Origin of the sequence: Vibrio harveyi, from assembly GCF_030060435.1 — a bacterium.
Taxonomy (GTDB): domain Bacteria; phylum Pseudomonadota; class Gammaproteobacteria; order Enterobacterales; family Vibrionaceae; genus Vibrio; species Vibrio harveyi.
Genome location: NZ_CP125876.1, coordinates 1,871,443 through 1,898,091, shown reverse-complemented (window position 1 = coordinate 1,898,091; position 26,649 = coordinate 1,871,443). Strand labels below are relative to the sequence as shown.

General features: G+C 47.0%; 24 protein-coding genes. 16 read left to right on the top strand and 8 right to left on the bottom strand.

Annotated features, from left to right (window positions below):
• Positions 1–480 carry a hypothetical protein gene (locus QMY49_RS25045; protein ID WP_005451582.1) on the bottom strand — a complete coding sequence of 160 codons (480 nt, stop codon included), beginning with the start codon at positions 478–480 and terminating at the stop codon, positions 1–3.
• Positions 468–1,295, bottom strand: coding sequence for a winged helix-turn-helix domain-containing protein (locus QMY49_RS25040; RefSeq protein ID WP_101960310.1), 828 nt, complete (start codon positions 1,293–1,295; stop codon positions 468–470). The genes QMY49_RS25045 and QMY49_RS25040 overlap by 13 nt, the downstream gene beginning before the upstream one ends.
• 305 nt (positions 1,296–1,600) lie before the next feature.
• Between QMY49_RS25040 and QMY49_RS25035 the strand changes: the two genes are divergently transcribed.
• Positions 1,601–2,218: a porin family protein gene (locus tag QMY49_RS25035; RefSeq protein WP_050939893.1), complete on the top strand. Its 618-nt coding sequence runs from the start codon at positions 1,601–1,603 to the stop codon at positions 2,216–2,218.
• Between the two features lie 79 nt (positions 2,219–2,297).
• Here QMY49_RS25035 and QMY49_RS25030 read toward each other — a convergent pair whose 3' ends face one another.
• The 5 genes from QMY49_RS25030 to QMY49_RS25010 form a co-directional block, all read right to left on the bottom strand.
• Positions 2,298–3,194, bottom strand: coding sequence for a hydroxymethylglutaryl-CoA lyase (locus QMY49_RS25030; protein WP_283315119.1), 897 nt, complete (start codon positions 3,192–3,194; stop codon positions 2,298–2,300).
• Positions 3,191–4,036: an enoyl-CoA hydratase-related protein gene (locus QMY49_RS25025; protein WP_047515658.1), complete on the bottom strand. Its 846-nt coding sequence runs from the start codon at positions 4,034–4,036 to the stop codon at positions 3,191–3,193. Before QMY49_RS25025 ends, QMY49_RS25030 begins: the two co-directional genes overlap by 4 nt.
• A gap of 25 nt (positions 4,037–4,061) precedes the next feature.
• A complete protein-coding gene (locus QMY49_RS25020) occupies positions 4,062–5,666 on the bottom strand; it encodes a carboxyl transferase domain-containing protein (RefSeq protein WP_283315115.1) in 1,605 nt (534 codons plus the stop codon).
• Positions 5,667–5,687: 21 nt separating this feature from the next.
• Positions 5,688–6,857 (bottom strand): isovaleryl-CoA dehydrogenase, encoded by a 1,170-nt coding sequence (locus tag QMY49_RS25015; protein WP_050939900.1) that lies wholly within the window; start codon positions 6,855–6,857, stop codon positions 5,688–5,690.
• A 115-nt stretch (positions 6,858–6,972) separates the two neighbouring features.
• Positions 6,973–7,356 (bottom strand): MerR family transcriptional regulator, encoded by a 384-nt coding sequence (locus QMY49_RS25010; protein ID WP_009704658.1) that lies wholly within the window; start codon positions 7,354–7,356, stop codon positions 6,973–6,975.
• 290 nt (positions 7,357–7,646) lie between these two features.
• Between QMY49_RS25010 and QMY49_RS25005 the strand changes: the two genes are divergently transcribed.
• The 14 genes from QMY49_RS25005 (at position 7,647) to QMY49_RS24940 (ending at position 22,702) form a co-directional block, all read left to right on the top strand.
• Positions 7,647–8,858: a thiolase family protein gene (locus QMY49_RS25005; RefSeq protein ID WP_283315109.1), complete on the top strand. Its 1,212-nt coding sequence runs from the start codon at positions 7,647–7,649 to the stop codon at positions 8,856–8,858.
• Positions 8,859–8,894: 36 nt separating this feature from the next.
• Complete coding sequence (locus QMY49_RS25000; protein WP_283315107.1) at positions 8,895–10,388, top strand: CoA-acylating methylmalonate-semialdehyde dehydrogenase; 1,494 nt, start codon at positions 8,895–8,897, stop codon at positions 10,386–10,388.
• Positions 10,389–10,405: 17 nt separating this feature from the next.
• Positions 10,406–11,560: an acyl-CoA dehydrogenase family protein gene (locus QMY49_RS24995; protein ID WP_283315105.1), complete on the top strand. Its 1,155-nt coding sequence runs from the start codon at positions 10,406–10,408 to the stop codon at positions 11,558–11,560.
• 68 nt (positions 11,561–11,628) lie between these two features.
• Positions 11,629–12,417 carry an enoyl-CoA hydratase gene (locus QMY49_RS24990; RefSeq protein WP_283315101.1) on the top strand — a complete coding sequence of 263 codons (789 nt, stop codon included), beginning with the start codon at positions 11,629–11,631 and terminating at the stop codon, positions 12,415–12,417.
• A gap of 8 nt (positions 12,418–12,425) precedes the next feature.
• Positions 12,426–13,550 carry an enoyl-CoA hydratase/isomerase family protein gene (locus tag QMY49_RS24985; RefSeq protein WP_283315099.1) on the top strand — a complete coding sequence of 375 codons (1,125 nt, stop codon included), beginning with the start codon at positions 12,426–12,428 and terminating at the stop codon, positions 13,548–13,550.
• An 11-nt stretch (positions 13,551–13,561) separates the two neighbouring features.
• On the top strand, positions 13,562–14,467 hold the full coding sequence (gene mmsB, locus QMY49_RS24980; RefSeq protein WP_283315097.1) for a 3-hydroxyisobutyrate dehydrogenase: 906 nt from the start codon (positions 13,562–13,564) through the stop codon (positions 14,465–14,467).
• A 59-nt stretch (positions 14,468–14,526) separates the two neighbouring features.
• Positions 14,527–15,285 (top strand): SDR family oxidoreductase, encoded by a 759-nt coding sequence (locus QMY49_RS24975; RefSeq protein ID WP_283315095.1) that lies wholly within the window; start codon positions 14,527–14,529, stop codon positions 15,283–15,285.
• Positions 15,286–15,914: 629 nt separating this feature from the next.
• Complete coding sequence (cyoA, locus tag QMY49_RS24970) at positions 15,915–16,796, top strand: ubiquinol oxidase subunit II (RefSeq protein WP_283315092.1); 882 nt, start codon at positions 15,915–15,917, stop codon at positions 16,794–16,796.
• Between the two features lie 5 nt (positions 16,797–16,801).
• Positions 16,802–18,838 (top strand): cytochrome o ubiquinol oxidase subunit I, encoded by a 2,037-nt coding sequence (gene cyoB / locus QMY49_RS24965; protein ID WP_283315090.1) that lies wholly within the window; start codon positions 16,802–16,804, stop codon positions 18,836–18,838.
• The gene (gene cyoC / locus QMY49_RS24960; RefSeq protein WP_283315088.1) at positions 18,828–19,427 is read left to right on the top strand and encodes a cytochrome o ubiquinol oxidase subunit III; all 600 of its coding nucleotides are present in this window, start codon (positions 18,828–18,830) and stop codon (positions 19,425–19,427) included. The genes cyoB and cyoC overlap by 11 nt, the downstream gene beginning before the upstream one ends.
• Positions 19,427–19,738 (top strand): cytochrome o ubiquinol oxidase subunit IV, encoded by a 312-nt coding sequence (gene cyoD, locus QMY49_RS24955; protein ID WP_283315086.1) that lies wholly within the window; start codon positions 19,427–19,429, stop codon positions 19,736–19,738. Before cyoC ends, cyoD begins: the two co-directional genes overlap by 1 nt.
• An 8-nt stretch (positions 19,739–19,746) precedes the next feature.
• The gene (gene cyoE, locus QMY49_RS24950) at positions 19,747–20,619 is read left to right on the top strand and encodes a heme o synthase (protein ID WP_017819554.1); all 873 of its coding nucleotides are present in this window, start codon (positions 19,747–19,749) and stop codon (positions 20,617–20,619) included.
• 264 nt (positions 20,620–20,883) lie between these two features.
• The gene (locus QMY49_RS24945) at positions 20,884–21,978 is read left to right on the top strand and encodes an NADH:flavin oxidoreductase (RefSeq protein WP_283315083.1); all 1,095 of its coding nucleotides are present in this window, start codon (positions 20,884–20,886) and stop codon (positions 21,976–21,978) included.
• Positions 21,979–22,162: 184 nt separating this feature from the next.
• On the top strand, positions 22,163–22,702 hold the full coding sequence (locus tag QMY49_RS24940) for a phosphatase PAP2 family protein (RefSeq protein WP_009701640.1): 540 nt from the start codon (positions 22,163–22,165) through the stop codon (positions 22,700–22,702).
• Between the two features lie 70 nt (positions 22,703–22,772).
• On the opposite strand, the gene QMY49_RS24935 is transcribed toward QMY49_RS24940, so the two are convergent.
• Positions 22,773–24,137: an endonuclease/exonuclease/phosphatase family protein gene (locus QMY49_RS24935; protein WP_017188985.1), complete on the bottom strand. Its 1,365-nt coding sequence runs from the start codon at positions 24,135–24,137 to the stop codon at positions 22,773–22,775.
• Between the two features lie 350 nt (positions 24,138–24,487).
• Between QMY49_RS24935 and QMY49_RS24930 the strand changes: the two genes are divergently transcribed.
• A complete protein-coding gene (locus QMY49_RS24930; protein ID WP_017188987.1) occupies positions 24,488–26,596 on the top strand; it encodes a M4 family metallopeptidase in 2,109 nt (702 codons plus the stop codon).
• The last annotated feature ends 53 nt before the right edge of the window (positions 26,597–26,649 follow it).

Genomic DNA, 26,649 nt, shown 5'->3' with positions numbered 1-26,649 from the left:
TCAAACTTTATGGCAAGGAATGTTCACATCTTCACTCTCGTTGGCGTTGAAGAAGAAAAGACGTTCGTCTTGAATAAAGTAATTTAAATCAGACTCAAAACCGACCAAACTATCTTTATCTCTGATAAACAGGGGAGACTCTGTTGGTGTCAGATTCCAATCGACAGTGTTGAATTTTTGCTGAATTCGCTGACCGTCTACGTCATTTTTTGCTGTGAGTACAATTTCAAAAGGTTCTTTTAAACCAGACTTATGATTGAGCACGCCTGATTGATAATAAATCACGCTGGTATTCGAAGGAAAATAGATAGTTGTATACTCTTCGATGCTTTTATATTGACGATATGCTGCAGAGGTGAAACCTGCCTTTGCTTCAGAACAACGCCATCGAGTTCCGCTAAAATCGTACTCCTCAAATTGCCCGTAATAGACGGCAAATGCAGACGCAATGGCTGCGAATACAATCGTTAAAATTCGCATATAGCCTCCTTATTTACGTAAGAGTCAGCTATATATTGTCGAAGGTGCTCTCTCTGAACATTAAAGTAGCGATACACATGGTTTTTATTTCCGTTAGGTTTTTGAAACCAAATGGTTAAAGCCACCATATTTGGCTCATAGATCGAGGGGAAAAGGCGTATGTACACGTCCGCATTGCATTGTGATTGAGCTAGTTCATTGAGTATCTGGTTTAAATCACTGGCAGAAATAAACCCATGAGTTGCGTCATGCAAATAGAAATTGGTTTGACCAACGACTAGGTGTTTATAGTTATCCTTTTTTATGTAGTTTGGCTTCACAAAAAGTGGCTTAACACATAAAAGGGTGAATAAAGCGGTAAGAGCACTAATGACATACACCGTTGCAAGAAGAAAAGTACTGGCTTTCTTTTGCACACGAAGGGGGTGTTTTACTCTTTCATTCTCAATATTGCGAATGGCTTCTGAAGCAGGCTCTGCAATCTGAGATACTGGTTGTAGCAAGACTTCAATGGATTCGGCTTGAATAAAATAACCGACTTTACTGATGGTCTTGATTTCCGCGTTTTGTGCTTTCAAAGAAAGAAGATTACGACGCAGACCCGAAACCACGTTGGTTAGTGCTTGATCGGTCACGACCAATCCTTCCCAGCATGTCTCGAAAAGCTCTTCTCGGGATACGGGCTCATTTTTCTGCAAGAGCAGCATAAGAACCTCGTAAGGAAGAGGTCTGAGAACTATTGTATTTCCATTTTGATTACGTAACGTCCTTGTTGCACATTCTAAAGTTAAGTTTGAAAACTGAATCGATTTCATTGCTAAATTGGCTTTTTAGAAGGCAACTTCTATCTCGATAAACGAGATTAAAAAGTTAAGAGAACCTAATTTTATTTTGAAAGCGGCACAGTCTACCGAGATTAATTTATAAATCAAGCTGACAGTTTAAATGAAAATAAACCTTTAAAAATCATTGGTTTGATATTTTTGAACGTTTTTTAAGCCTCTCTTTTAATAGGGATATGTAAATATAAATGTAAAAACAATTTGATTTCCGTTTAGTTATTGATTGAGCTTGCTTTTAGAGTGTGCCGAAACAAACAACACGGTAAAGATAATTCAAAATGAAAAAGACTCTTCTTCTTACAGCACTCGTTTCTAGCTTTGCATCTGCTCACGATGTGAGTGGTTTTTACCTTGGTGCGGGTGTCGGAAGCACTGATTTCGATGATGCGGGATTCATGAATGATGTAAGTCACCAACTCGCTCTACAATCAGGAAGAAGCGTTCCGTTGACCTCAGATACAGACGGCTCTGCTTACAAATTGATTGCTGGCTACCAAATCAACCGCATTATTGCTATTGAAGCGCAATACACTAAATATGCGGATACTGATGTGAAAGTGCACAATATCTCAGCCCTAAAACTAAGCCACGATACGTTTACTGTCGCAGCAAATGTCGGTTACACATTCAACAATGGACTGCGTCCTTTTGCGACACTTGGTTTAGGTTCAATCAATTACGAAGTAAAAGAAAATATCACAGGCAAAAACTATAATCATAAAGATGATGGCGGCACGGTTCGCCTCGGTATTGGCTTGGAATATGCGCCAGTAATGCTAGGCGGTCTTGCATTCCGTGCAGGCTATGAAGTTGACCATTACACGCTAGAAACTCCGATTAAAGATTACGACCAGTCTATTGGCTCTTGGTATGTTGGTTCTACTTACAAGTTTTAACGCTTTTTTATCTAAAATTCATCGTACTTAGAAGATACAAAGCAGCCCTGTTAAGCAAGGCTGCTTTTTTGTTTTATGATTAACGTTGTTTTAATGCCATCGATACCTTCGAGGTAGGCTGGCGGTTTAACTCTTCACTGATCATCCATCCTGCTTTTGCGAGCAACTCCAAATCTACTCCGGTCTCGATTCCTAAGCCTTGGCAAAGGTAGAGCACATCTTCGGTAGCAACATTACCTGAAGCGCCATGAGCGTAAGGGCAACCACCAAGCCCAGCCACACTACTATCGATGGTATTGATGCCCATCGTTAAGGCTTGGTAGATATTCGCCAACGCTTGTCCCCATGTGTCGTGAAAATGCACCGCAAGCTTATTGGTTGGGACTTTTACTTGTACGGCTTCTAACATTTTAACGATGCGTATCGGCGTGCCTGTACCTATGGTGTCTCCAAGTGAAAGCTCATAGCAGCCTAATTCCATCAGCAGGTTAGCGACTCTTGCGACTTGCTCGGGCTTGGTTGGTCCGTCGTAAGGGCAGTCTGCAACGCAAGATAAGTAACCCCGAACGGGAATGTTATGCTTTGCTGCCAATTCCATTACTGGCTCAAAGCGGGTAAGGCTATCCGCAATCGAGCAATTGATGTTGTGTTGGCAAAAGCCCTCCGATGAGGAGGTGAAGATCGCGACTTGGTTAGCGCCAGCTTTCAATGCTTGTTCAAAACCTTGCACATTAGGCGTTAGGGCTGAGTAGATGACGTTGTGGCGGCGGGTGATTTTCTTCATAACATCGAGTGAGTCCGCCATTTGAGGTACCCATTTAGGCGAGACAAAAGAGCCTGCCTCAATATGGGTGAGTCCTGTATCCGAGAGCAGGTCGATTAAGCGGATCTTGGCTAGCGTGGTCACTGGTGATTCGTTCTGCAGACCGTCTCTCGCACCCACTTCGACAATATTTACCTTGTTTGGCAAATTCATTTCTTGCCCTTAGTTGGCTTGTTTATCCAACCCGGTTCTCGTTTCTCCAGAAAGGCTTGCAAGCCATCTTGTCCTTGCGGCGATACGCGAATGTCGGCGATAAGTTGGCTCGTGTACTGGATAAGCTGACCATCAATCGGATTTTGGTGGCATTGATGGCATAAGGCTTTGGCTTTTCGCATCGCATCTGGGCTATTGAGCAGCAAAGAATCAATCAAGCTTTCTACCACGGCTTCGATTTTATCCAGCTTATGAACCTCATGCACAATGCCAAACTTTTCAGCCTTAGCGGCGTTAATCACTTCGGCGCTGAGTATGTAACGACGAGCTTGTCGGTTGCCCATTGCTCGCATGACATAAGGAGAGATGGTTGCTGGAACCAGCCCCAGTTTGACTTCACTCAAGCAGAAGTTCGCATTCTCCGCTGCGATGGCGATATCACAGCAACAGATCAAGCCCAATGCACCACCAAAAGCCGAACCTTGCACAACAGCAATAGTAGGCTGAGGGAAAGCGTCCAATGTATGCATCAGGCGAGAAAGGTTCTGCGCGTCTTCTAGGTTTTGCTTTCTGGTGCTACTTGCCATGGATTTCATCCAATTCAAATCAGCCCCAGAGGAGAAATGTTTGCCGTTTCCTCGAAGCACCAAGCATCTAACATCGGTGCGCAGAGCGAGGTAGTCCAGCCTGTGGATCAGCAGATCAATCATGCAGGCATCAAACGCATTGTGCTTCTCTGTGCGATTGAGCGTAAGTGTTGCGACGCCGAATTCATCGACGTTCCAAAGTACTTCATCTTGTCGTTGGGTATTGGGGATGATACTCGGTTGATGATCCTGCATGTGACGTCCTTTCTTCTCTACATTGCTACATTCTAAATATGCCAAAGTTGCTGTCAGGAATTGGCGCATTGAGCGCGGCTTTTAAGGCTTGAGCCAATACTTGACGCGTTTCTTTCGGGTCGATAATGCCGTCATCCCATAAACGTGCGCTGGCGTAGTAGGGATGCCCCTGAGACTCATACAAGTCTACGATAGATTCTCGGAATGCACTTTCTTCTGGCTCTGGCCATTCTTCACCTTGGCGTTTCTTCACTTCTCGACGTACTTGAGTGAGCACGCCAGCGGCTTGTTCTCCGCCCATGACGGAGATTCGTGCGTTTGGCCACATCCACATCATGGTCGGGTCATAGGCACGACCGCACATGCCGTAGTTGCCTGCACCGTAAGAGCCGCCAATAATCACGGTGAACTTAGGCACATCCGCACACGCAACTGCCATCACCAGTTTCGCACCGTGTTTGGCAATGCCTTCTGCCTCAAGCTTTTTACCCACCATAAACCCAGTGATGTTTTGCAAAAAAAGTAGGGGAATTTTGCGTTTGGCACACAGTTCAATAAAGTGCGCGCCTTTCTGTGAGGACTCAGAAAACAAGATGCCGTTGTTCGCAACAATGCCAATCAGATCGCCGTGGATTCGAGCGAAACCGCACACTAAAGTCTTGCCATAAAGCGCTTTGAATTCATCGAAGTCTGAGTCATCGACCACACGAGCGATGATCTCTCGAACATCAAAAGACAAGCGCAGATTCGCATTGACGATGCCGTACATTTCTTCAGCGTCGTAACGTGGTGGTAAAACCGGTTTGTCGCTTTGAACTGGGAGTGATTGGTTGGTATTGGAGATGGCTTCGCGTGCCAGTTGCAATGCGTGTTGGTCGTTTTCTGCGTAGTAATCGGCAACGCCAGACTTACGACAATGCACGTCGGCTCCGCCTAGCTCTTCATCGGTGACAATTTCACCCGTCGCGGCTTTTACTAACGGTGGACCTGCCAAGAATATGGTGCCTTGCTCTTTGACCATGATGGAAACGTCTGCCATCGCAGGTACATAAGCGCCGCCTGCGGTACAAAGCCCCATCACAACCGCGACTTGAGGAATGCCTTGTGCCGACATTCTGGCTTGGTTGAAGAAGATCCGCCCAAAGTGTTCTTTATCTGGGAAGACTTCCGCTTGATGAGGGAGGTTCGCACCACCAGAGTCCACCAAATAGACGCAGGGTAATTGGCAACGTTGGGCGATCTCTTGTGCGCGCAGATGTTTTTTCACTGTGAGCGGGTAGTAGGTGCCGCCTTTAACTGAGGGATCATTGGCGATTACCATGCATTGAATGCCTTCAATGGTGCCGATGCCCGCGACGACACCTGCGCAAGGAATTGACTCTTCATAGACGTTCCACGCGGCGAATTGTCCGACTTCAAGAAACTCGCTGCCTTCATCCAAAAGGTGTATGACGCGTTCACGAACTGGCAGCTTTCCTTTTAGGCGTTGACGGTCGATGGCTTTCTGTCCGCCACCTTGTTTGATGGCTTTGATATTGGCTTTAAGGTTGTTCACCAACTCGGTCATGATCGCTTTATTCGACAAAAACAGCTCGTCGGTTGGCTTGGTTTTACTTTTAATGATTGCCATAGTGACTTCCTTGTCGGTGGGTTAGCGAGACTCTTCGAACAACTCTCGTCCAATTAACATGCGGCGAATTTCAGAAGTGCCAGCACCAATCTCATACAGTTTGGCGTCACGGAGTAAACGCCCGGTCGCGTATTCGTTGATGTAGCCATTGCCGCCTAACAGCTGAATAGCATCGAGCGACATTTGTGTGGCAAGCTCTGCGCTGTAAAGGATCACACCAGCGGCATCTTTACGCGTGCATTCACCTCGGTCACAGGCGGCTGCGACAGCATAAACATAAGCTTTGGCGGCGTTCATGCGTGAATACATGTCAGCAAGCTTTCCTTGCACGAGTTGGAATTCACCAATGGATTTGCCGAACTGTTTGCGGTCATGAACATACGGAACCACTTCGTCCATACAGGCTTGCATGATGCCAAGTGGACCGGCTGCTAATACCACGCGTTCGTAATCCAAGCCACTCATCAACACTTCGACACCGTGGTTTAGTTCTCCCAATACATTCTCTTTTGGTACGACGCAATCTTGGAACACTAATTCACAGGTGTTGGAGCCGCGCATGCCAAGTTTGTCGAGTTTTTGCGCATGGCTAAAGCCTTCAAACTCTCGCTCAATAATGAAAGCGGTGATACCACGAGAGCCGCCGTTGGGATCGGTTTTTGCGTAAACCACTAAGGTATCGGCGTCGGGACCATTGGTGATCCACATTTTGTTGCCGTTCATCAGAAAGTGGTCACCTTTGTCTTCAGCTCGTAGCTGCATACTAACTACGTCAGAACCTGAGTTCGGCTCACTCATGGCTAGTGCACCGACGTGAGAACCATCGATGAGTTTAGGTAGGTACTTTTCTCGTTGAGCAGGAGAGCCATTGCGAAAGATTTGGTTAACACAAAGGTTGGAATGCGCGCCGTAACTGAGCGCGACAGACGCCGAAGCTCGGCTGATCTCTTCCATCGCAACAACATGAGCAAGATAGCCCATGCCTGCACCGCCAAACTCTTCGTCGACGGTTACGCCGAGCAAACCCATTTCACCAAACTTGGACCACAAATGATTGGGGAATTGGTTGTCGCGGTCGATGTCTGCGGCGATAGGGGCGATATGCTCGGTGGCGAACGCATTGACGTGGTCTCGGAGCATATCGATGGTTTCACCAAGCCCAAAATTGAGTGGGGTGTAGCTGCTTTTCATAACATTTCCCTGTTGAAAGTACTGCGGTTATTAGTACGGATAAGGTTCGAGTTACACTGCTTGGGCTTGGAAACTATGGTTGTTCTTGTTTGTTTTAGTCGTTATAAGTTTTTAGTTATTGGCTGTTAGTTTTATTGTCGCTTAGTGCTTGTTTGCATCGCTCTTTGGCGGTTTCTAGCTCGTTCATTACAACGCTAATATCGTCCAGTTGCTGCTGTAAGTGCGCTTGTTTTTCATCAATAATGGTTAGCATTTTAAGTAGCTGACCATCGCTTTGTTGGGTATCGTAAAGCTCGAACAACTCTCGAATTTCCGCAAGCGAAAAACCCAATCGCTTTCCACGTAAAATCAGCTTGAGACGGATCTTATCTCTGCGTTGATATACGCGAATATTGCCTTTTCGTTCCGGCTCTATCAGCCCGACATCCTCATAAAAACGAATGCTTCGGGTCGTGATGTCGAACTCTTTGGCGAGGTCACTTATCTTGAATTTATCCACTTGGTTTTTCCCTCTAATGAATAGTTTTGGCTTCTTAAAATCCCTTCAAGCCTTGAACTAAACGGGCTAGCTAAAAGCATGAGAGTAAATTTGTGTTGTTATTAATGTGTTTCTTTACGTTAACGTAAATGTTAGTGCTATGCTTACGTAAACGTCAAGAAATCACAGTGCGAAAATTCATCGTTTTATGAGAGGCTGGAGTGACACCACATTCTGTGTGAAAGCTCCGTGGTAGCAGGTGTGAGGGATGAGTTCGTGAACTGTGAATTATCGTCAGAAGGGACGAGATCATGGGAAACGACATCTGGATTGTCAGTGCAAAGCGAACGCCAATCGGGCGCTTTCAAGGTCAGTTACAAGGTTATTCAGCGCCTCAATTAGGGGCATTTGCTATCAAAGCGGCAATGGATGCGAGTGGTGTTAGCGAAGTCGACGAAGTCTACATGGGCTGCGTATTACCTGCGGGGTGCGGACAAGCGCCAGCCAGACAAGCAGCACTAGGTGCAGATCTTCCGCTGACGACAGGCTGTACCACCATCAATAAAGTGTGTGGCTCTGGCATGAAAAGCGTCATGCTGGCTCACGACCTTATCAAAGCGGGCAGCATTCGCAGCGCCATTGCTGGTGGTATGGAAAGCATGACCAATGCGCCGTATCTGCTTAAAGAAGCACGCAATGGCATGCGAATGGGTCACCAATCTACCTATGACCACATGTTTCTCGACGGTCTTCAAGATGCGTATGAAGGGCACTTGATGGGAGTTTATGCGCAGCAAACGGCTGACCGTTCTGAGTTTACTCGTGAACAAATGGATGAATGGGCGATGCTATCCGCGACAAGAGCATTGGAAGCGCAAGATCAGCGTCTGTTTGACGATGAAATCTCGCCGATAGAAATCACGACTCGTCATAGCACTTCAACATTGGATTATGACGAGCATCCACGCTCCATCAAGCTCGACAAGATCCCTCAACTCAAACCTGCGTTCGATAAAAACGGCTCGGTGACGGCTGCAAACTCAAGTGCGATATCCGATGGTGCTGCAGCCTTGGTGTTAATGGACTCGCAGGTGGCACAGCATCAAGGTTTAACGCCATTAGCAATCATCAAGGGGCACTCGACCCACGCCAGAAAGCCCGCCGAATTTACCCTCGCGCCTGTCTTTGCAATAGAGCAGTTGTTATCTCAACTCGATTGGTCAGTAGACGAGGTCGATCTTTGGGAGATCAACGAAGCTTTCGCCGTTGTTACGCAAATCGCGGTACGCCAATTAGGCATCGATAGAGACAAAGTAAACATCAAAGGCGGAGCGTGTGCGCTTGGGCATCCAATTGGCGCAAGTGGAGCTCGCATTTTGGTGACCCTCATTCATAGCCTACGCCAACTGCAATCGCTTGGTGTAGATGGCGACAACAACAATAAAAAAGTGATGCGAGGTATTGCATCACTGTGTATCGGTGGTGGTGAAGCCACTGCTATTGGTATCGAGATACCGCTTTAATTCCAATTATCGAATAACGTAAAGAAGGACTAGATTATGACTCGCACGGTTCCCTTATTCATCGATGGTGAGTTTCGTGAATCTCAAGCAACGGATTGGGTAGAAGTGACAAACCCTGCCACCAATGACGTGATTGCACGCTTGCCGTGCGCAACGGATGAAGAGATGCATGCGGCAATTGAAAGTGCAAAAGCCACCTTTACCTGTTGGAAAGATGTCGCCGTGTCTGAGCGTGTGCGTTTAATGCTGCGCTACCAACATCTACTGAAAGAACATCATGATGAATTGGCGACGCTACTTTCTCACGAAACAGGCAAGATCTTTGCGGATGCAAAAGGGGATGTGTGGCGTGGTATCGAAGTGGTCGAGCAAGCTGCAAATATCGCTAGTAACATGATGGGAGAAACCGTCGAGAACGTTGCGACCGATATCGACAGCTATTCGCTGATTCAACCGCTTGGAGTGTGCTGCGGTATTACGCCGTTTAACTTCCCCGCCATGATCCCTTTGTGGATGTTCCCAATCGCGATTGCGAGCGGTAATACCTTTGTCCTTAAGCCCTCTGAGCAAGTGCCTCTAACGTCAATTCGCTTGGCTGAGCTGTTCGAAGAAGCTGGTGCACCAAAAGGTGTGCTGCAAATCGTGCACGGTCGTAAGGAGCAGGTCGACTTGCTGCTAAAGCATCCCGATATCCAAGCCGTTTCTTTCGTTGGTTCTGTTCCTGTAGCGCAATACATTTACACCACAGGCACACAGAACTTCAAACGTGTTCAAGCCTTTGCTGGCGCGAAAAACCACATGGTAGTAATGCCAGATGCGAACAAAAACCAAGTGGTGAACAACTTAGTTGGTTCTTCAGTTGGTGCGGCAGGGCAACGTTGTATGGCGATATCCGTAGCTGTGTTTGTAGGCAGTTCGAAAGAGTGGATTGCCGATTTAAAACAAGAAATGGCGAAAGTGCATCCTGGCGCTTGGGATGACGAGAATGCTGCGTATGGTCCTTTGATCAGCGCACAAGCAAAACAGCGTGTACTTGGTTTGATTGAAGAAGGCAAACAACAAGGGGCGGTGTGTGAACTTGATGGTAGCCAATGTGAAGTGGAAGGCTTCCCTGAAGGTAACTGGGTTGGTCCAACCTTATTCAGCGGCGTCACCACAGAGATGTCGGTTTACACCCAAGAAATCTTCGGACCTGTTTTGGTGTGTATTGAGGTCGACACGTTACAAGAAGCGATAGAGCTCGTGAATCGCAACCCATACGGCAACGGCACTTCCATCTTCACTGCCAATGGTGCGGCGGCGAGAAAGTATCAACATGAGATCCAAGTCGGACAGGTAGGTGTGAACGTACCGATTCCCGTGCCTTTGCCATTCTTCTCGTTTACGGGTTGGCGCGGCAGTTTTTACGGTGATTTGCATGCCTATGGCAAACAAGCGGCGCGCTTCTACACCGAGACCAAAACCGTGACGGCTCGTTGGTTTGATGACGATATCCCAACCGGTCCAAACCTGACCATTAACTTGCGCTAACGAAGTAAGGAGCTCATATGGATTTTGAACTCAACGAAGATCAACGTATGTTTGCCGACACCGCTCAGCAGTTTGCAGCAGAGCGTTTAGCGCCAATGGCAGCAGAGTGGGATGAGAAACAAATCTTCCCGAAAGACATTCTTCGAGAGGCAGGAGAACTTGGTTTCTTGAGCCTCTACACCCCAGAAGAACAAGGCGGTTTGGGCTTAAGCCGTTTAGATGCATCCATCATTTTCGAGCAGCTCTCTATGGGGTGCACATCGACCACCGCATTTATGACCATTCACAACATGGTGACTTGGATGGTTGCGAGCTTTGGGACCGATGAAGTGAAAGACGCGTTCTGCCCAAAACTTATTACGGGTGAATTTCTCGGATCTTATTGTTTAACCGAGCCAAACGCAGGCTCGGACGCGGCGTCTCTAACGACTTCTGCGACTAAGCAAGGTGATAACTACATACTTAACGGCGGCAAAACCTTTATCTCTGGCGCAGGCGATACTGACGTTTTAGTTGTGATGGCGAGAACCGGCGATGCGGGCGCGAAAGGTGTATCCGCGTTTGTTGTCCCCGCCAATGCAGACGGTGTTAGCTACGGACGTAAAGAGCCGAAAATGGGTTGGAACAGTCAGCCGACACGCGCGGTGACTTTTGATAGTGTTTCTATTCCTGCGTCACATTTGTTGGGTGAAGAAGGACAAGGGTTTGTGTTCGCTATGAAAGGTTTGGATGGCGGACGCATCAACATTGCTACCTGTTCGGTCGGTACGGCTCAGCAAGCGCTGAATCAAGCGGCGCAGTACATGCAAGAACGTAAACAGTTCGGCAAATCATTAGCTCAATTCCAAGCATTGCAATTCAAACTGGCAGATATGGCAACCGAGCTTGTCGCTGCTCGCCAACTGATGCGGTACGCCGCCAGCAAGTTAGACCGAGGTGACCCAGACGCCACGACTTATTGTGCCATGGCAAAACGCTTTGCAACCGATGTCGGCTTTCAAGTTTGTGACCAAGCGCTGCAACTTTACGGTGGCTATGGCTATATCAAAGAATACCCGATGGAGCGTTATTTCCGTGATGTTCGAGTACACCAAATTTTGGAAGGTACTAACGAGATCATGCGGTTGATCATCGCGCGTCGATTGCTCGCAGAAGAATCGTCATTGCTATAAATGCGCCGCCAAGCTCTGCTTTTATTCATAAAGCTCAGGTCATTTTCATCAAGAAAGGATTCAGAGATATGTCACTAACAGAACAACAAGCGATTCAACATACCATCAGCAATCATGTTGCGGTGGTGACCATGAACAACCCGCCCGCTAATACTTGGACGTCACAAAGCTTAACCGCATTGAAAGAGCTAGTGCTGGCGCTAAACGACAATAAAGACGTTTACGCTCTAGTGCTCACTGGGAATGGAGAGAAGTTTTTCTCTGCAGGTGCAGACCTCAAGTTGTTTGCCGATGGCGATAAAGCGGTTGCGTTAGAGATGGCGCATATCTTTGGTGAAGCCTTTGAAACGCTGTCTGCATTTCGAGGGGTTTCCATCGCAGCCATCAACGGCTATGCCATGGGAGGCGGATTAGAAGTCGCATTGGCGTGTGATATTCGTGTAGTGGAAGAGCAAGCCGTACTGGCACTGCCAGAGGCGAAAGTGGGCTTACTGCCTTGTGCTGGTGGTACGCAAAACCTAACCGCATTGGTCGGTGAAGGTTGGGCGAAACGCATCATATTGTGCGGTGAACAAGTCGGTGCAGCACAAGCGCGAGAACTTGGCTTAGCGGAAGAAGTGGTGGAAAAAGGTGGAGCGCTTAATAAAGCCATTGAGCTTGCAGAATCGGTTGCCAATCAATCGCCTTCTTCGGTAACCGCGTGCAAAGCGCTTATCCAAAACATGCGTTCAGCTCCACTCAAACATGGTCTGATTAAAGAACGAGAACTGTTTCTAAACTTATTCGATACCGAAGATCAAACCGAGGGAGTTCGTGCCTTCTTAGAAAAACGTAAACCCAACTGGAAGAATCAATAGGAGGTCGCATGACAGGGAAAGTAACCATTAGCGAAATAGATTGCTTAGACGGCGTGCACCGAATTGGTATCGCGACGTTAGACAACACGGCTTCTTTGAATGCGTTGACTTACGACATGTTGGCAGAGCTCAACGACCAACTTATCGAATGGCAAGATGACCCTGATTTGGTGTGTGTCATCCTCAATGGCGCGGGTGAAAAAGCGTTTTGTGCAGGGGGCGATGTACGAACCATGTACCACGTCATGCACGAAAAAAGCAAAGAAGAAACTGCCGAGTTCTGTTCTAACTACTTCTCGCTTGAGTACGAATGCGACTACATGATTCATACCTACCAAAAGCCAATCATTGGTTGGGGAGAGGGCATTGTGATGGGCGGCGGCATGGGCTTGTTTATGGGCACCAGCCATAGAGTCGTCACCCCTAAATCTCGTCTTGCGATGCCAGAGATCAATATCGGGCTTTATCCGGACGTGGGTGGCACTTGGTTCTTAAGCCAAATCGACCCAGAGGTAGGTTTGTTCCTTGGGTTAACTGGTGCAATGGTGAATTCAAGTGACGCTGTCACGATCGGATTGGCGGAATGGTTGCTGCTGGAAGAGCAATATCCAGCATTGCTTGAAGAGCTGAAACAAGTCGATTGGGGCTCTGCCGATGCCAAATCGCTTGTCAGTGCGTTACTTCAGTTGATGGAAGATCAAGTCATCGACAGTAAGCCGACAACTCAGATTTGCCCTTATCTCGACCAAATTAAAGAAGCCTGCAAAGGCTATGACTTAAATCAGATTGCCCAACGTATTCAAGCAATGGAAGGCGAGACTCAATGGCTTGAGAGCGCACAAAAATCGTTTGTTGCGGGCAGTCCGATCACCGCACATATCTGTTTTAGACAAGTCAAAGAGTACCACCGTTTGTCATTGGCAGATTGTTTCCGTCTAGAGCTAACCTTGTCAGTTCGCAGCGCATTACTCGGTGAGTTTGAAGAGGGCGTGCGCTCTCGATTAGTTGATAAAGACGGCAATCCAAAATGGATGTTTAACAGCGTCAGTGAAGTCGATGAGAGCGTCATCGATACCTTGTTCACTTCTCTTTGGTCAGAAGAGGAACATCCGCTTGCACAACTAGGAAAATAAGGAGAAACAACATGAGTACCATTGCATTTATTGGCTTGGGCAACATGGGCAGTCCAATGGCACAAAACCTATTGGCGTCAGGGTTTCACGTGCAAGTGTTCGATGTGGATGTGAACGCGGCGAGGCAACTCGAACCATTTGGCGCAGTGGTTGCCAGTACTTTAGAAGAAGCCGTAGATGGCGCAGGAACGGTCATCACCATGCTACCAGCGGGTGCACACGTGCGCGCGGTGTACTTAGGGGATTTACACGGTGGTGTCGGTCTACTCAACATTGTGCAGGACAACGCATTGCTGATTGACTGCTCGACCATTGATCCAGATTCTGCTCGCTTGGTGGCGAACGAAGCGCAAAACAAACGATTGTTGTTTGTCGACTCTCCCGTCTCCGGTGGTGTAGCAGGTGCAAAAGCAGCAACGCTGACCTTTATTGTTGGTGGCTCGGACGAAGCGTTTTCCAAAGCCAATGCGATCTTGCAATACATGGGCAAGAACGTGTTCCACGCTGGTAAAGCGGGCGACGGTCAGATGGCAAAAATCTGTAATAACCTCATGTTGGGTATCCTGATGTCGGGAACCTGCGAGGCACTCAATCTCGGCATTGATCACGGTCTCGACCCGAAAGTCTTATCCAATATCATGCTGCAAAGCTCTGGTCGAAATTGGGCATTGGAGCTCTATAACCCATGCCCCGGCGTGATGGACTCTGCACCAGCGAGCAATCAATACAATCCCGGTTTTATGAGCAAGTTGATGCTGAAAGATCTTGGCTTAGGATTGGATGCGGCGCTGCAAACCAACTCTTCTGTTCCTATGGGCTCTTTGGCTCGTAACCTTTATGCATTCCATAACGCAGCAGGTCATGCAGAACTCGACTTTTCAAGCTTGTTTGAATTCTATAAGAACCAGAAGAGCTAAAGGAGATATTTCCTATCAGGCGTTTAAGCATGGAAGTTATCCAGTAATGGAGTACAGATATGGATTTAAAAAACAGTGTCATTGCAATCACGGGTGCGGGGCAAGGGTTAGGGCAGATGATGGCGGTCAGCCTTGCTCAAGCGGGCGCGGATTTAGCATTGCTTGATGTTAACGAAACGGGACTGCTGAATACCCAAGAACAATGCCGGATGCTCAGTGCCAAAGCATTGATCTATCGACTTGATGTCACCAATGAATCTGAAGTGGAGGATACCTTTAACGAGATCCTTCAAGATTTTGCGCAGCTAAACGGCTTAGTTAATAACGCAGGCGTCTTGCGAGATGGATTGTTAGTCAAAGCCAAAGACGGCGAGATCACCAAGATGTCGCTTGAGCAGTTCAACCTAGTGATGAACGTCAACGTCACAGGCACCTTCTTGTGTGGTCGAGAAGCGGCAGTCAAAATGATCGAGAGTGGCTCGAAGGGCGCCATCATTAACATCTCTAGCGTGGCGAGAGCGGGCAATATTGGGCAAACCAATTACTCTGCCTCGAAAGCTGCCGTCGCAACCATGGCAACAACATGGGCAAGAGAACTCGCCAGATATGGCATTCGCTCTGCGGCTATTGCGCCCGGTGTCGTCAAAACGGCAATGGCAGATCAAATGAAACCAGAAGCCATAGACCGACTGCAAAAGATGATACCCGTCGGTAGGATGGGGGAGACGAGTGAGATTGCTCATGCTGTGAAATACATTCTTGAAAACGACTACTTCACAGGGCGAGTGCTCGAAGTGGATGGCGGAATGAGAATGTAGCATTGAGCTATTTGTTTCTAACAGCGAGCGCTAGTTAAGTAGCGCTCGTTTCGTTTTAGTGAGTTCATTCGATTAACAATTGAACCAAATATCACTCCTAAAAAGCACATGGTATTAATCTGGTAAATTGGATTGCCTGGATAATCATTTACTGCAGAAATGCCATGTAAATAGTATGTGAATTCATAACTATGATACTGGTCACGCTTTCCTTAATTCGCACTTTCTAATGTAGCTCACACTCTCGTGCCGAATACGCATCTGATTACTCTTCTCGTTTGCATTGCTTAAGTTACTGTAAAGAAAAGAATATGCGCTGTAGTACGTTAATGTTGTGCACCTGTTTTGCTATTCCTATATCAATATTAGCTTTCATAAATGGAACGTTAGTTTCCATCTGTGGCTAATGAGCTTTCCTTTTTCCCTCCGCATAATGCGCTCGAATGTAACAATGTATTTCAAAGTGTAACAATAAACTCACGTTGTGAGTGTGGTTTTAACTATCAAGCAACTTGATACCTCCCACCAAGAAGTCCATTGCTGCACAAGCTCAACACAAAAATATTCTAATGACCAAGACAACCAATCGCAGGGCTTGCTCTGTTGTTGGCTAACCATCGAGAAAGTTAATGGAAGCTTCAAGATACAAACGCATCTTAGCGAGGATAAGTTTGGCAGGAACCATTCTTATGCTTTCAGGGTGTAACTCTGCTCTACTTGATCCGAAAGGTAGTATTGGCGTTCAGGAAAAAGAACTGATCATTACAGCGCTTTTACTGATGCTGATTGTCGTGATCCCCGTGATTTTAATGACAATCTATTTTGCTTACCGCTACCGAGAGTCGAACACTGGCGAGGAATACGCTCCAGAGTGGGCGCACTCGACCAAGATTGAAGTGGTGGTGTGGACGATTCCAATCATCATCATCGCGATTCTGGCAACCATCACTTGGCGTTCTACTCACGAGTTAGAGCCATCCAAGCCCATCGCAAGTGACGTCAAACCCATCACCATTGAGGTGGTGTCACTCGACTGGAAATGGCTGTTCATCTACCCAGAAGAGAACATTGCGACAGTGAACTATGTGGCGTTTCCGAAAGATGTTCCGGTTCAGTTCAAACTGACCTCAGACAACATCATGAACGCGTTCTTTATCCCGCGTCTCGGTACTCAGATTTACGCGATGCCAGGCATGGTGACCAAGTTAAATCTGATTGCGAACCACACAGGGGATTACAAAGGCTTTGCTTCTAACTACAGCGGTAAGGGCTTCTCGCAGATGAAATTTACCGCAGCAGCAATGGAAGATCGCACTACATTCCTGAATTGGGTACAGCAAGTGAAAGCCAGCCCTGACCGAATCGAAGACTGGGATCAATTCCGTGCGCTTGCATCACCAACGGTGGCGGAGCCTGTGAAGATGTTCTCTAGTATTCCACCATTTTTGTTCACCGACGTCGTGACCCAGCATCCGGGTTCAATGAACTGTTTGCCGGAAAATCTAGGATAATCGCAATGTTTGGAAGATTAACACTTGAATCAATCCCTTATCACGAGCCGATTATCGTCGTCACTCTTGCGGTGATCGCGATTGTTGGTTTGGCTGTCGTTGCGGCGATAACCAAAGCGGGTAAGTGGCAATACTTATGGAATGAATGGTTTACTTCGGTAGACCACAAAAAACTAGGCTTTATGTACATCGCCGTGGCAATGGTGATGTTGATTCGTGGCTTTGCAGATGCGGTCATGATGCGTAGCCAACAACTGCTTTCTGCGGCAGGCGAGAGCGGTTATTTACCACCACATCACTACGATCAAATCTTTACTGCCCATGGCGTAATCATGATTTTCTTCGTGGCGATGCCGTTGGTGATTGGTTTGATGAACATCATCGTGCCGCTGCAAATTGGTGCGCGTGATGTGGCATTCCCTTACCTAAACAACCTAAGTTTCTGGTTGTTTATTGTGGGCGTGATCCTCACCAATATGTCACTTGGCTTGGGTGAGTTTGGTCGTACTGGTTGGTTGGCGTATCCGCCGCTGTCTGGTATTGAGGCAAGCCCCGGAGTTGGGGTGGATTATTGGATATGGGCGCTGCAAATATCCGGTGTCGGCACCACGCTGACGGGCGTGAACTTCTTTGCGACTATTTTGCGCATGCGTACGCCGTCTATGCCAATGATGAAGATGCCAGTGTTCACGTGGGCGTCCCTGTGTGCCAACATTCTAATCATCATTTCATTCCCAATCCTAACCGTAACCATCGCTCTACTGACGCTGGATCGCTACATCGGTACGCACTTCTTCACCAATGATCTTGGTGGAAACGTGATGATGTACGTCAACCTGATTTGGGCATGGGGTCATCCAGAAGTGTACATCCTGATCTTGCCTATTTTTGGTGTGTTCTCTGAGGTAACGGCAACCTTCTCACGCAAGAAGCTGTTTGGTTACACCTCACTAGTATGGGCGACCATCGTAATTACGATTTTGGCGTTCGTCGTTTGGCTGCATCACTTCTTCACCATGGGCTCAGGTGCAAATGTGAATGCATTCTTCGGCATCGCCACCATGATTATCTCTATCCCGACCGGGGTGAAGATCTTCAACTGGCTATTCACCATGTACAAAGGGCGAATCCGCTTTACCACGCCGATGATGTGGACGGTAGGCTTCCTGATTACCTTCTCTGTAGGTGGTATGACGGGCGTACTAATGGCGGTTCCGGGTGCGGACTTTGTTCTGCACAACTCTGTGTTCCTGATTGCGCACTTCCATAACGTAATCATTGGTGGTGTGGTATTTGGTTGTTTCGCGGCAATCACTTACTGGTTCCCGAAAGCGACAGGTTTCACCATGAATGAAACATGGGGCAAACGTGCATTCATTTGCTGGATTGTCGGTTTCCTAATGGCGTTCCTACCGCTTTATGCTCTGGGCTTTATGGGCATGACGCGTCGTCTAAGCCAAGACCTTAACCCGGAATACTTCCCACTGTTGGCGATTGCCGCAGCGGGTACGGCAGTGATTGCGCTTGGCGTGGTTTGTCAGTTCATCCAAATCTACGTGAGTGTTCGTGACCGCGAGCAAAACCGTGACTTAACGGGTGACCCATGGGGCGGTCGTACCTTTGAGTGGGCGACGTCTTCACCACCGCCGTTCTACAACTTTGCACACCTACCAAAAGGTGATGTGCTAGACGCGTTCTGGTACCAAAAGCAGAGTGGCGAATTCGATCCAACCAAAGAAGTGGAATACGAACGCATTCACATGCCGAAGAACACACCAACAGGTATCTATGTTTCTGCATGGGCATTGGTATTTGGCTTCGCGATGATTTGGTACATCTGGTGGCTAGCAGCAGCAAGCTTTGTTGGCATCATCGTTACGTGTATCCAACACAGCTACAACGACGACGTGGATTACTACGTTGAAGTAGAAGAAATCAAAGCGATTGAAGCGGAGCGTCGAGCTCAACTTGAAGAAGCGAAGAAAAACGAAGTGAAAGACAACGATAAGAAAGACGATCTGGAGGTGACTTATGCAAGCTAATGTTGCGGTTCACGACCACGATCATCACCATGATTCTGCAGGCATTAAGCTGTTTGGTTTCTGGATTTACCTAATGAGTGACTGTGTATTGTTTGCGACTTTGTTCGCGACTTACGCAGTACTAGAAAGCGGCTCTATTGCGGGTCCAACCGGTAAAGACATTTTCGAACTGCCTTTCGTGTTTGTAGAAACCATGTTGCTGCTGTTCAGTAGTATCACGTTTGGCTTCGGCATGATTGCGATGAAGCGTAAAGGCGTTGCAGGGTTAAAGCGTTGGTTAAAAGTGACCTTCTTACTTGGTGCTGGCTTTATCGGGATGGAAGTGTACGAGTTCCATCACCTGATTGTTGAAGGCTACGGTCCACAAGAAAGTGCGTTCCTTTCGGCGTTCTTTACTTTGGTTGGAACACACGGTCTGCACGTAACCTTTGGCTTGATCTGGCTAGCCGTATGCTACCACCAACTGTCCACCAAAGGCTTGAACGATAACATGTCGATGCGATTCCAGTGCTTGAGCTTATTCTGGCACTTCCTAGACATCGTTTGGATTTGTGTATTCACCATCGTTTACTTATTGGGGGTTATGTAATGGAACAACATCTAGATACAGGTGCCTCTGATTACGTAAAAGGCTTTATTGCATCTCTGATCCTGACCGTGATTCCTTTCTATTGTGTGTGGGCGCAAGTGCTGCCAGATCCTGCAACTTATGCCGTGTTATTTGGTTGTGCGATTGTGCAGATCTTTGTGCACTTTAAGTACTTCCTGCACATGGAAGTGAAAACGTCAGAAGGTCAGTGGAACGTGGTGTCACTGATGTTTACCGCCATTGTTGTGTTGATTCTGATCGCTGGCTCGATCTGGATCATTTACAACATGAACGTCAACATGAAGTTGTAGGCTAGGGTATGCTGAAAAGTTATTTGTCTATTACTAAACCGGGCATCATTTTCGGCAACCTGATTTCTGTTGCGGCGGGGTTCTTCCTCGCCGCAAAATCAGAACCCGCTAACTTTCTGTTGTTGCTGACAACGTTAGTTGGCGTGGGGCTTGTGATTGCATCAGGATGCGTGGTGAACAACATCTTCGACCGCGATATCGACCAAAAAATGAAGCGCACGCAAAATCGTGAATTGGTGATGGGAAACATCAACATCGATGCGGCGTTTGTCTACGCTTTGGTGTTGCTGTTGAATGGCACAGCGTTACTGTTTCAACTAGTGAATCCGCTCTCGGCTGTGGTTGTACTCTTGGGTTACGTGTTTTACGTCTTCTTCTACACCATGTGGTACAAGCGAAATTCGGTCTACGGCACTTTAGTCGGCAGCATTTCTGGCGCGGTTCCTCCGCTTGTGGGCTACCTTGCGGTGACGAACTACATCAGCTTAGAAGCGATTTTACTCTTCATTATGTTTTGTCTCTGGCAGATGCCACACTCTTACGCGATTGCTATGTTCCGTATGCAAGATTATCGCGATGCAGGCATTCCTGTTCTTCCCGTTAAAGAGGGCATTACCAAAGCCCATCAACATATGAAGGCGTACGTGGTTGCTTTTGGTGTGGTTGCTATTGGGTTGTTTATGCTGGGTGAAGCCGGCTACGAATATTTAGCGGTCTCGGCAGCAGTGTGCTTTATGTGGACGCGGGTGACATTCCAAAAAGTGAATTACAACAACTATATCCAATGGTCCAAAGTGGTGTTTAAGGTGTCGTTATTGGTCGTAATGAGCATCAGTGGCGTGCTTGGCTTAGAGTTGATTCCATTGCCGTTTATTCATTAAAGGAAAGTAAATCTGAGTTAACGATTGATGCCATCAGTAGTAGTGATGAGAACAAAACCAATGAATGCGGAATCGGTGATCTATCTCACCAAACCTTAATCCAGATTAAAGTTTTGCCGCAGTTTCGGCGGTAAGGTTCGCGTCGCTCATCGCACTGAACAGAAATTCAGAGAAGGAACAGCCATGCTTTGTGTATCGCTGTTCCTTTTTCGTTCCTACTCGGTAGTGATGCATCTAAAAAGACAGATTTTAAGAGGACTGGACTTGAGCATTTTGTTTTCAGAAGCCCGCATTGGCAACATGACAATAAAGAACCGCTTTGTACGAAGTGCAACGTGGGAAAATATGGCAACAGAAGACGGTCATATGACCGAGAAGCTGTACGACATTTATGAAGAACTTGCCAAAGGTGAAGTGGGTCTGATCGTTACTGGCTACGCGAATATCGTAGAAGAAGAGAAGCCGAACGCAGGCATGATGGGGATCTACAACGACTCTTTCATCGATGAATACAAAAAGCTGACGGATCTTGTCCACGAACATGACGCTAAGATTGTCATGCAGATCGCTTACGGCGGCACAAAAACAACATTCAACGTTGGCGAGCGTGTGATTTTTGCTCCAAGTGAAGTGCCAGAGCGCGGCACCAAAACGGAAGGCAAAGCGATGACTCAAGATGAGATTGACTACATCGTTAAAGCATTTGCGCTAGCGAGCAAGCGTGCGCAAGATTCTGGCTTTGATGGTGTAGAAATCCACGCGGCGCACACGTACTTGATCAACCAGTTCTTGAGCCCATATTACAATCGTCGCGAAGACCAATACGGCGGTAGCCTTGAGAACCGCATGCGTTTCCTTATGGAGATCTATGCCGAAACACGCAAGCTAGTTGGTGATGATTTCCCAATTCTGGTGAAACTGACAGCAACGGAATTCTTCGATGGCGGTTTGACGTTCGATGAAACGCGCATTGTTTGTAAGAAGCTAGAAGAAGTGGGCGTGGATGCGATCATTGTATCGGGTAACATTCACGGCAACGCAAGCACCATGGTAGGTGAATCGTTCGACGGTTACACGCTACAAGAAGAAGGCTACTTCCAAGAGTACGGTCAAGTGATCAGCCAAGATGTGAACGTACCTGTGATTACCGTAGGTGGTTTAAACGACTTCTGCGCAATTGAAGACTTGGCTGAAAATACCAAGATTCAATTCTTCGCGCTTTCTCGTCCGTTATTGGCAGAGCCACAATTGATAAAGCGCTGGAAAGACGGTAACCGCGCTGAAGTGGACTGCGAACGTTGCTCTAAGTGTCGCACCAAGCGTGGCAACTTCTGCGTGGTGTACAAGCGCAGAAAGTAAAACATCCGAAACGGGCAGTTTGTGTGTAACTGCCCGTTTTATGTCTCCGGTCACTCCCTTCAGTCCAGTCATTGATTCTCCTTTCACAAACAATTCACGCTTCAATTGTTACACTTTGCAGTCGAACAATCGCGAGAGCTGTGATAGTTTTCGCTCGCACTTTTAAATCTAATTGGTTGTATTAATGAAGAAAATTGTACGTTTGGTTGGCGTAGTCTCCACTCTTTGTGCCCAATCTACTTATGCCATGAGTGAGAAAGATTGGGACGTGTTGACCGATATTGGCGCGTATGGCTTGGTCGCAACGGCGGCGGCTGTTCCGGTATACAAAGGGGACTGGGATGGCTTTTGGCAAGCTGGCTTTAGTATTGGTGCTGCGTCTGGTGTTGGCTTAATTGGTAAAACCACCATTGATGCTGAGCGTCCAGATAAAAGCGGCAACGACAGTTTTCCTTCTAACCATACGGCTAATGCTTTTGCTTCGGCTACCACTCTTTATTTGCGTTATGGTTGGGAAGCAGGTTTACCTGCATACGGTGTTGCCACATTAGTCGGCTATGGCAGAGTAGAGGCGAAGAAACACTATTGGCGAGATGTGTTAGCTGGTGCTGCATTGGGCACATTGAGTGCTTACGTGTTTACAGATGCTTATGATGAGAATGTTCAACTCGTGCCTTGGGTGACAAGTGAAGATGTCGGTGTTTCAGTTACTTACCGCTGGTAATTTGAGACCCGATAAAAAAGCCTCGGCATAAACCGAGGCTTTGTGTTACTAAATTCTAAAACGTTCGTGATTAGAACTGAGCTTTAATCCAGATCATGCGGTGGTCAGAAGAAACATCCTTACCGCTCCCTTTCTCACCAATGCGAGGATCGTTAAATAGCTTACGACCTTCTTCATAAGATGCAGCCCAGTAAACGCCAGAATCCACAACGTTTAGGTTTGCTGATGGCATAGCGTAGTCAACACCTAGACCAAATGTTGAAGTAATGCGATTTGGAATTGGGTGAGTAGAACTGCCGTCCGCTGCGTGTTCTGCTGCGCCAAAGCTTGTTGGGTAAAGCTCGCCATTCATCACGTCTTGGTTAACTAATGGATCATTGTGGAATGCTTGCATGATCTCACTAAAGCCATCACCATCCAATGGATCAAGGTTTTGGTCGCCCATCATGACGAACTTCGCACCTTCTGCCAGACCGCCTTTCTTACCAGCATCATCGTAGAAGTAGTCTTTACCCTGTACGTAATGATGCCAGAACTCAACCTCTGCACCGTTTTGTACTTTGTTTTTACCTGTATCAAACACTGGTGGGGTCGGGTGTGACATAAGCAGGTGAACAACTTCATCGCCTTTTTCTGTCGGGATGATAATTGGTGCGTCTACGTGGTTTTTAGAAGACAGACGAATTTGCTCCCACTCTTCAGCAGTGTACCAATCGTCACCACAGCCCATGTCTTTAGGGAATTTGCTTGGGTCGTCGCATAGCGTGATGGTAGGGATCTTAGCGCCTTCCATATCTTTCCATTTAAACTCTTGGAAAGTACGTGTGTTGTCTGTGTCGATTTTGTATTTAGACATTAAGGCGAACGCGTATTGACCGTGGTAGTTACCAAAGCCCCAAGCGTCGCCAGGTAGTTTGCCTTTTACGCCATCGTTATCTAAGTCTAAGCCACTATTTAAGCCAGTATTTGTCGAGTAAGACTCCGCGTACGGGTACTCGATAGGCTCTAGGTCAGCTTTACCGCCAGCACCTTCAAGGCTTTGTGCGATAGAAAGGTAGTTTTTCTGGAAGCCCTCTAGCGCGGCTTTGTTTTCGCCAGTGCCATCGTTGTTGTATTCCGCCATCATCAGAACATCAGGACGGTTCTTCTGGATGATTGCTGCTACGTTACGGATCTGAATGACTTTCTCAGCCATTGCTTTGTCTTCCGCAGCAATTGATTTATCAAGGTACGCAGTAACGAGCTGAGTTTGTTTTGCTGGTTCAACTTGCATTTCTGCAACAAGAGCTTCGAAAGTATAGCGATCAAAAGAGAGGTTATAAGTGGCGATCTTTACTTCTTTAGGTTGAACATTCACATATTCAGTATCGTCATTGCATCCGGTAAGTAGGGTCGCACCGATGAGGAGAGCAAGAGGTGTTTTTATATATTTCATGGGTATGTCATACCTTATAATTGGATTCGCGCAAATACTAAAGTTATCAGTAGCTTTTGTAAGCGACATGAATCACACAAACGATTGCGAATTTGCATGCTTGTTCCGGTTTTGTGTGATTTGTGCAATAAATGCATCATTTTCAACACCAGAAGGTTATATTCAAACTGTTAAATATCTCTTGCTGATTGGTTTCATTTGCATGAAATCATTGGGTGGATTTATTGAAACCGCCGACTAGACTCTTTATTGATAACTATTTCAATAAGCGTCGAGTAAGTTTACTTATTCTTAGGCGTTGAACTCTGTCAGATTGGCGTTGCTTAGTTAGCAAGACAGGGGATCAAATAATGGAAACCGCGACACCTCACAGCTACAGAGTCATCACGACAGCTGTGCTTCTCTCTGCAATATACTTTTCATCTTTTTCTTTTGCAGCAAAGCCTGAAAGGTTAGAAAATAATCATGGTTATCTTGTATCTCTAGAGAAGCGTAATCAGTCTTCAACCCAAAATGTCGGTAAGGCTTTGGGGCTTCAAAAAGAGAACAGAGTAGAGAAAATTCAATCCAACCAAGGCAAAAATGGCAACCTACATACACGCTACCAGCAAACGTATAAAGGTATTCCGGTATGGGGGAAACAGATTGTTGTCCACCGAGATCAGAATGGCAAAATAAAGCGAATCAACGGGACATTGGTTAAAGATATTGCCGATGATATTTCTAATGTGTCGCCATCGCTTAAAGCGGGCGAAGCGAAAAGCAAAGTCCAAAAGCAATTTGTCATAGACGGCTATCAAATTGAAGACCAAAAGCAGGCGTTAACCATCTACGTCGATAACGACAATGTTGCGCACTTAGCTTACGAGGTTCGTTTTTTTGCTGACTCGGAAAGCGCACACAAGCCAACACGACCGACCTTTCTAGTCGACGCGCACACGGGTAAGGTTTTGCATCAGTATGAGGGATTAGCCCATGCTAGTGCTAATGGCCCTGGGGGGAACCTCAAAATCGGCGAGTACCAATACGGTGTGGATTATGAAGCGTTAAATGTTCAGCAATCTGGTAGCACATGTATTATGGATATCAATGGTGTGGTCAAAACGGTCAACTTAAATGGCCGCACATCGGGTAGCACACACACGTTTACTTGCCCAACCAACACTGTAAAAGAAATCAACGGTGCATACAGCCCTCTTAATGATGCTCATTATTTCGGTAAAGTTGTGTACGACATGTATTTAGATTGGTTGGGGATCGCGCCGCTGACTTTCCAGTTAGAGATGCGCGTCCACTACAGAAAACGCTACGAGAACGCCTTTTGGAATGGCTCCAGCATGACCTTTGGTGATGGCGATACCTATTTTTATCCGTTGGTGAGTTTGGATGTTTCCGCCCATGAGGTCAGCCATGGCTTTACGGAACAAAACTCGAACCTTATTTACTCTGAGCAATCGGGTGGTATCAACGAAGCGTTCTCAGATATTGCTGGTGAAGCCGCTGAGTTTTATTCACGAGGCAGCAATGATTGGAAAGTCGGTTACGACATCCGCAAATCAGCCAACGGCGCGCTGCGATACATGGACAATCCTCCTTTAGATGGACGTTCAATTGGTCATGCCTCCGATTATGTCAGCGGCATGGATGTGCACTATTCGAGCGGGGTGTTTAACAAGGCGTTTTATTTACTTGCAACTGAATATGGCTGGGGAACACAAAAATCGTTTGTGACTTTTGCTTATGCAAACCAGAACTATTGGACACCAGATGCGACTTATGACTCTGCGGCGGCTGGTGTATTGGCTGCTGCACAAGCGCTAGGTTATTCCGGTACGGACATTACTAACGCATTTGCACAAGTGGGCGTCTCTACAAACGGCGGGGTTGTTGAACCACCAGTGACCACTTGTGACATCACAGTATTGGTAAACGGTGTAAGTTCAACGGTTGACTCTGCTTCTACAGGTCAATGGCGTTGCTTCACCATCGACGTTCCAACTGGATCAACAGAATTAAATGTTGTGACCTCGGGCAGTGATGGCGATGCCGATTTATATGTGAAGCTAGGCAGCGCGCCTTCAGAAACCGATTATGATTGTCGTTCTTATAGTAGTAATAGTAACGAGAGCTGTACCTTAGCATCACCAAGTGCAGGTACGTGGCATATCGGTGTCTATGCTTATGCTACGTACAATAATCTCTCTGTGACGGCGACTTATGTTGAGGATGAAGCGCCACCACCACCTCCGCCAGAAACAGACATCACAACCAGCTCCACAAACAATGGTAAGACATGGACAGCTCGAATCTCTGGTTCTGGATTGCTTGGTGGTTCTTGGTCTCTTGGCGGTGTATGTAACTCAGATACTGAGTGTGCATTGAGTGGGATTCCGAAGAAAACGAGCTCCGTTAACTTTACCCTGAGTGACGGGCGAGTCTTTACAATACTGAAACCGTAAGTTTTTCTCTTGACTTTATTAGGCTCTGGCACCGTTCAGAGCCTTTTATTTTC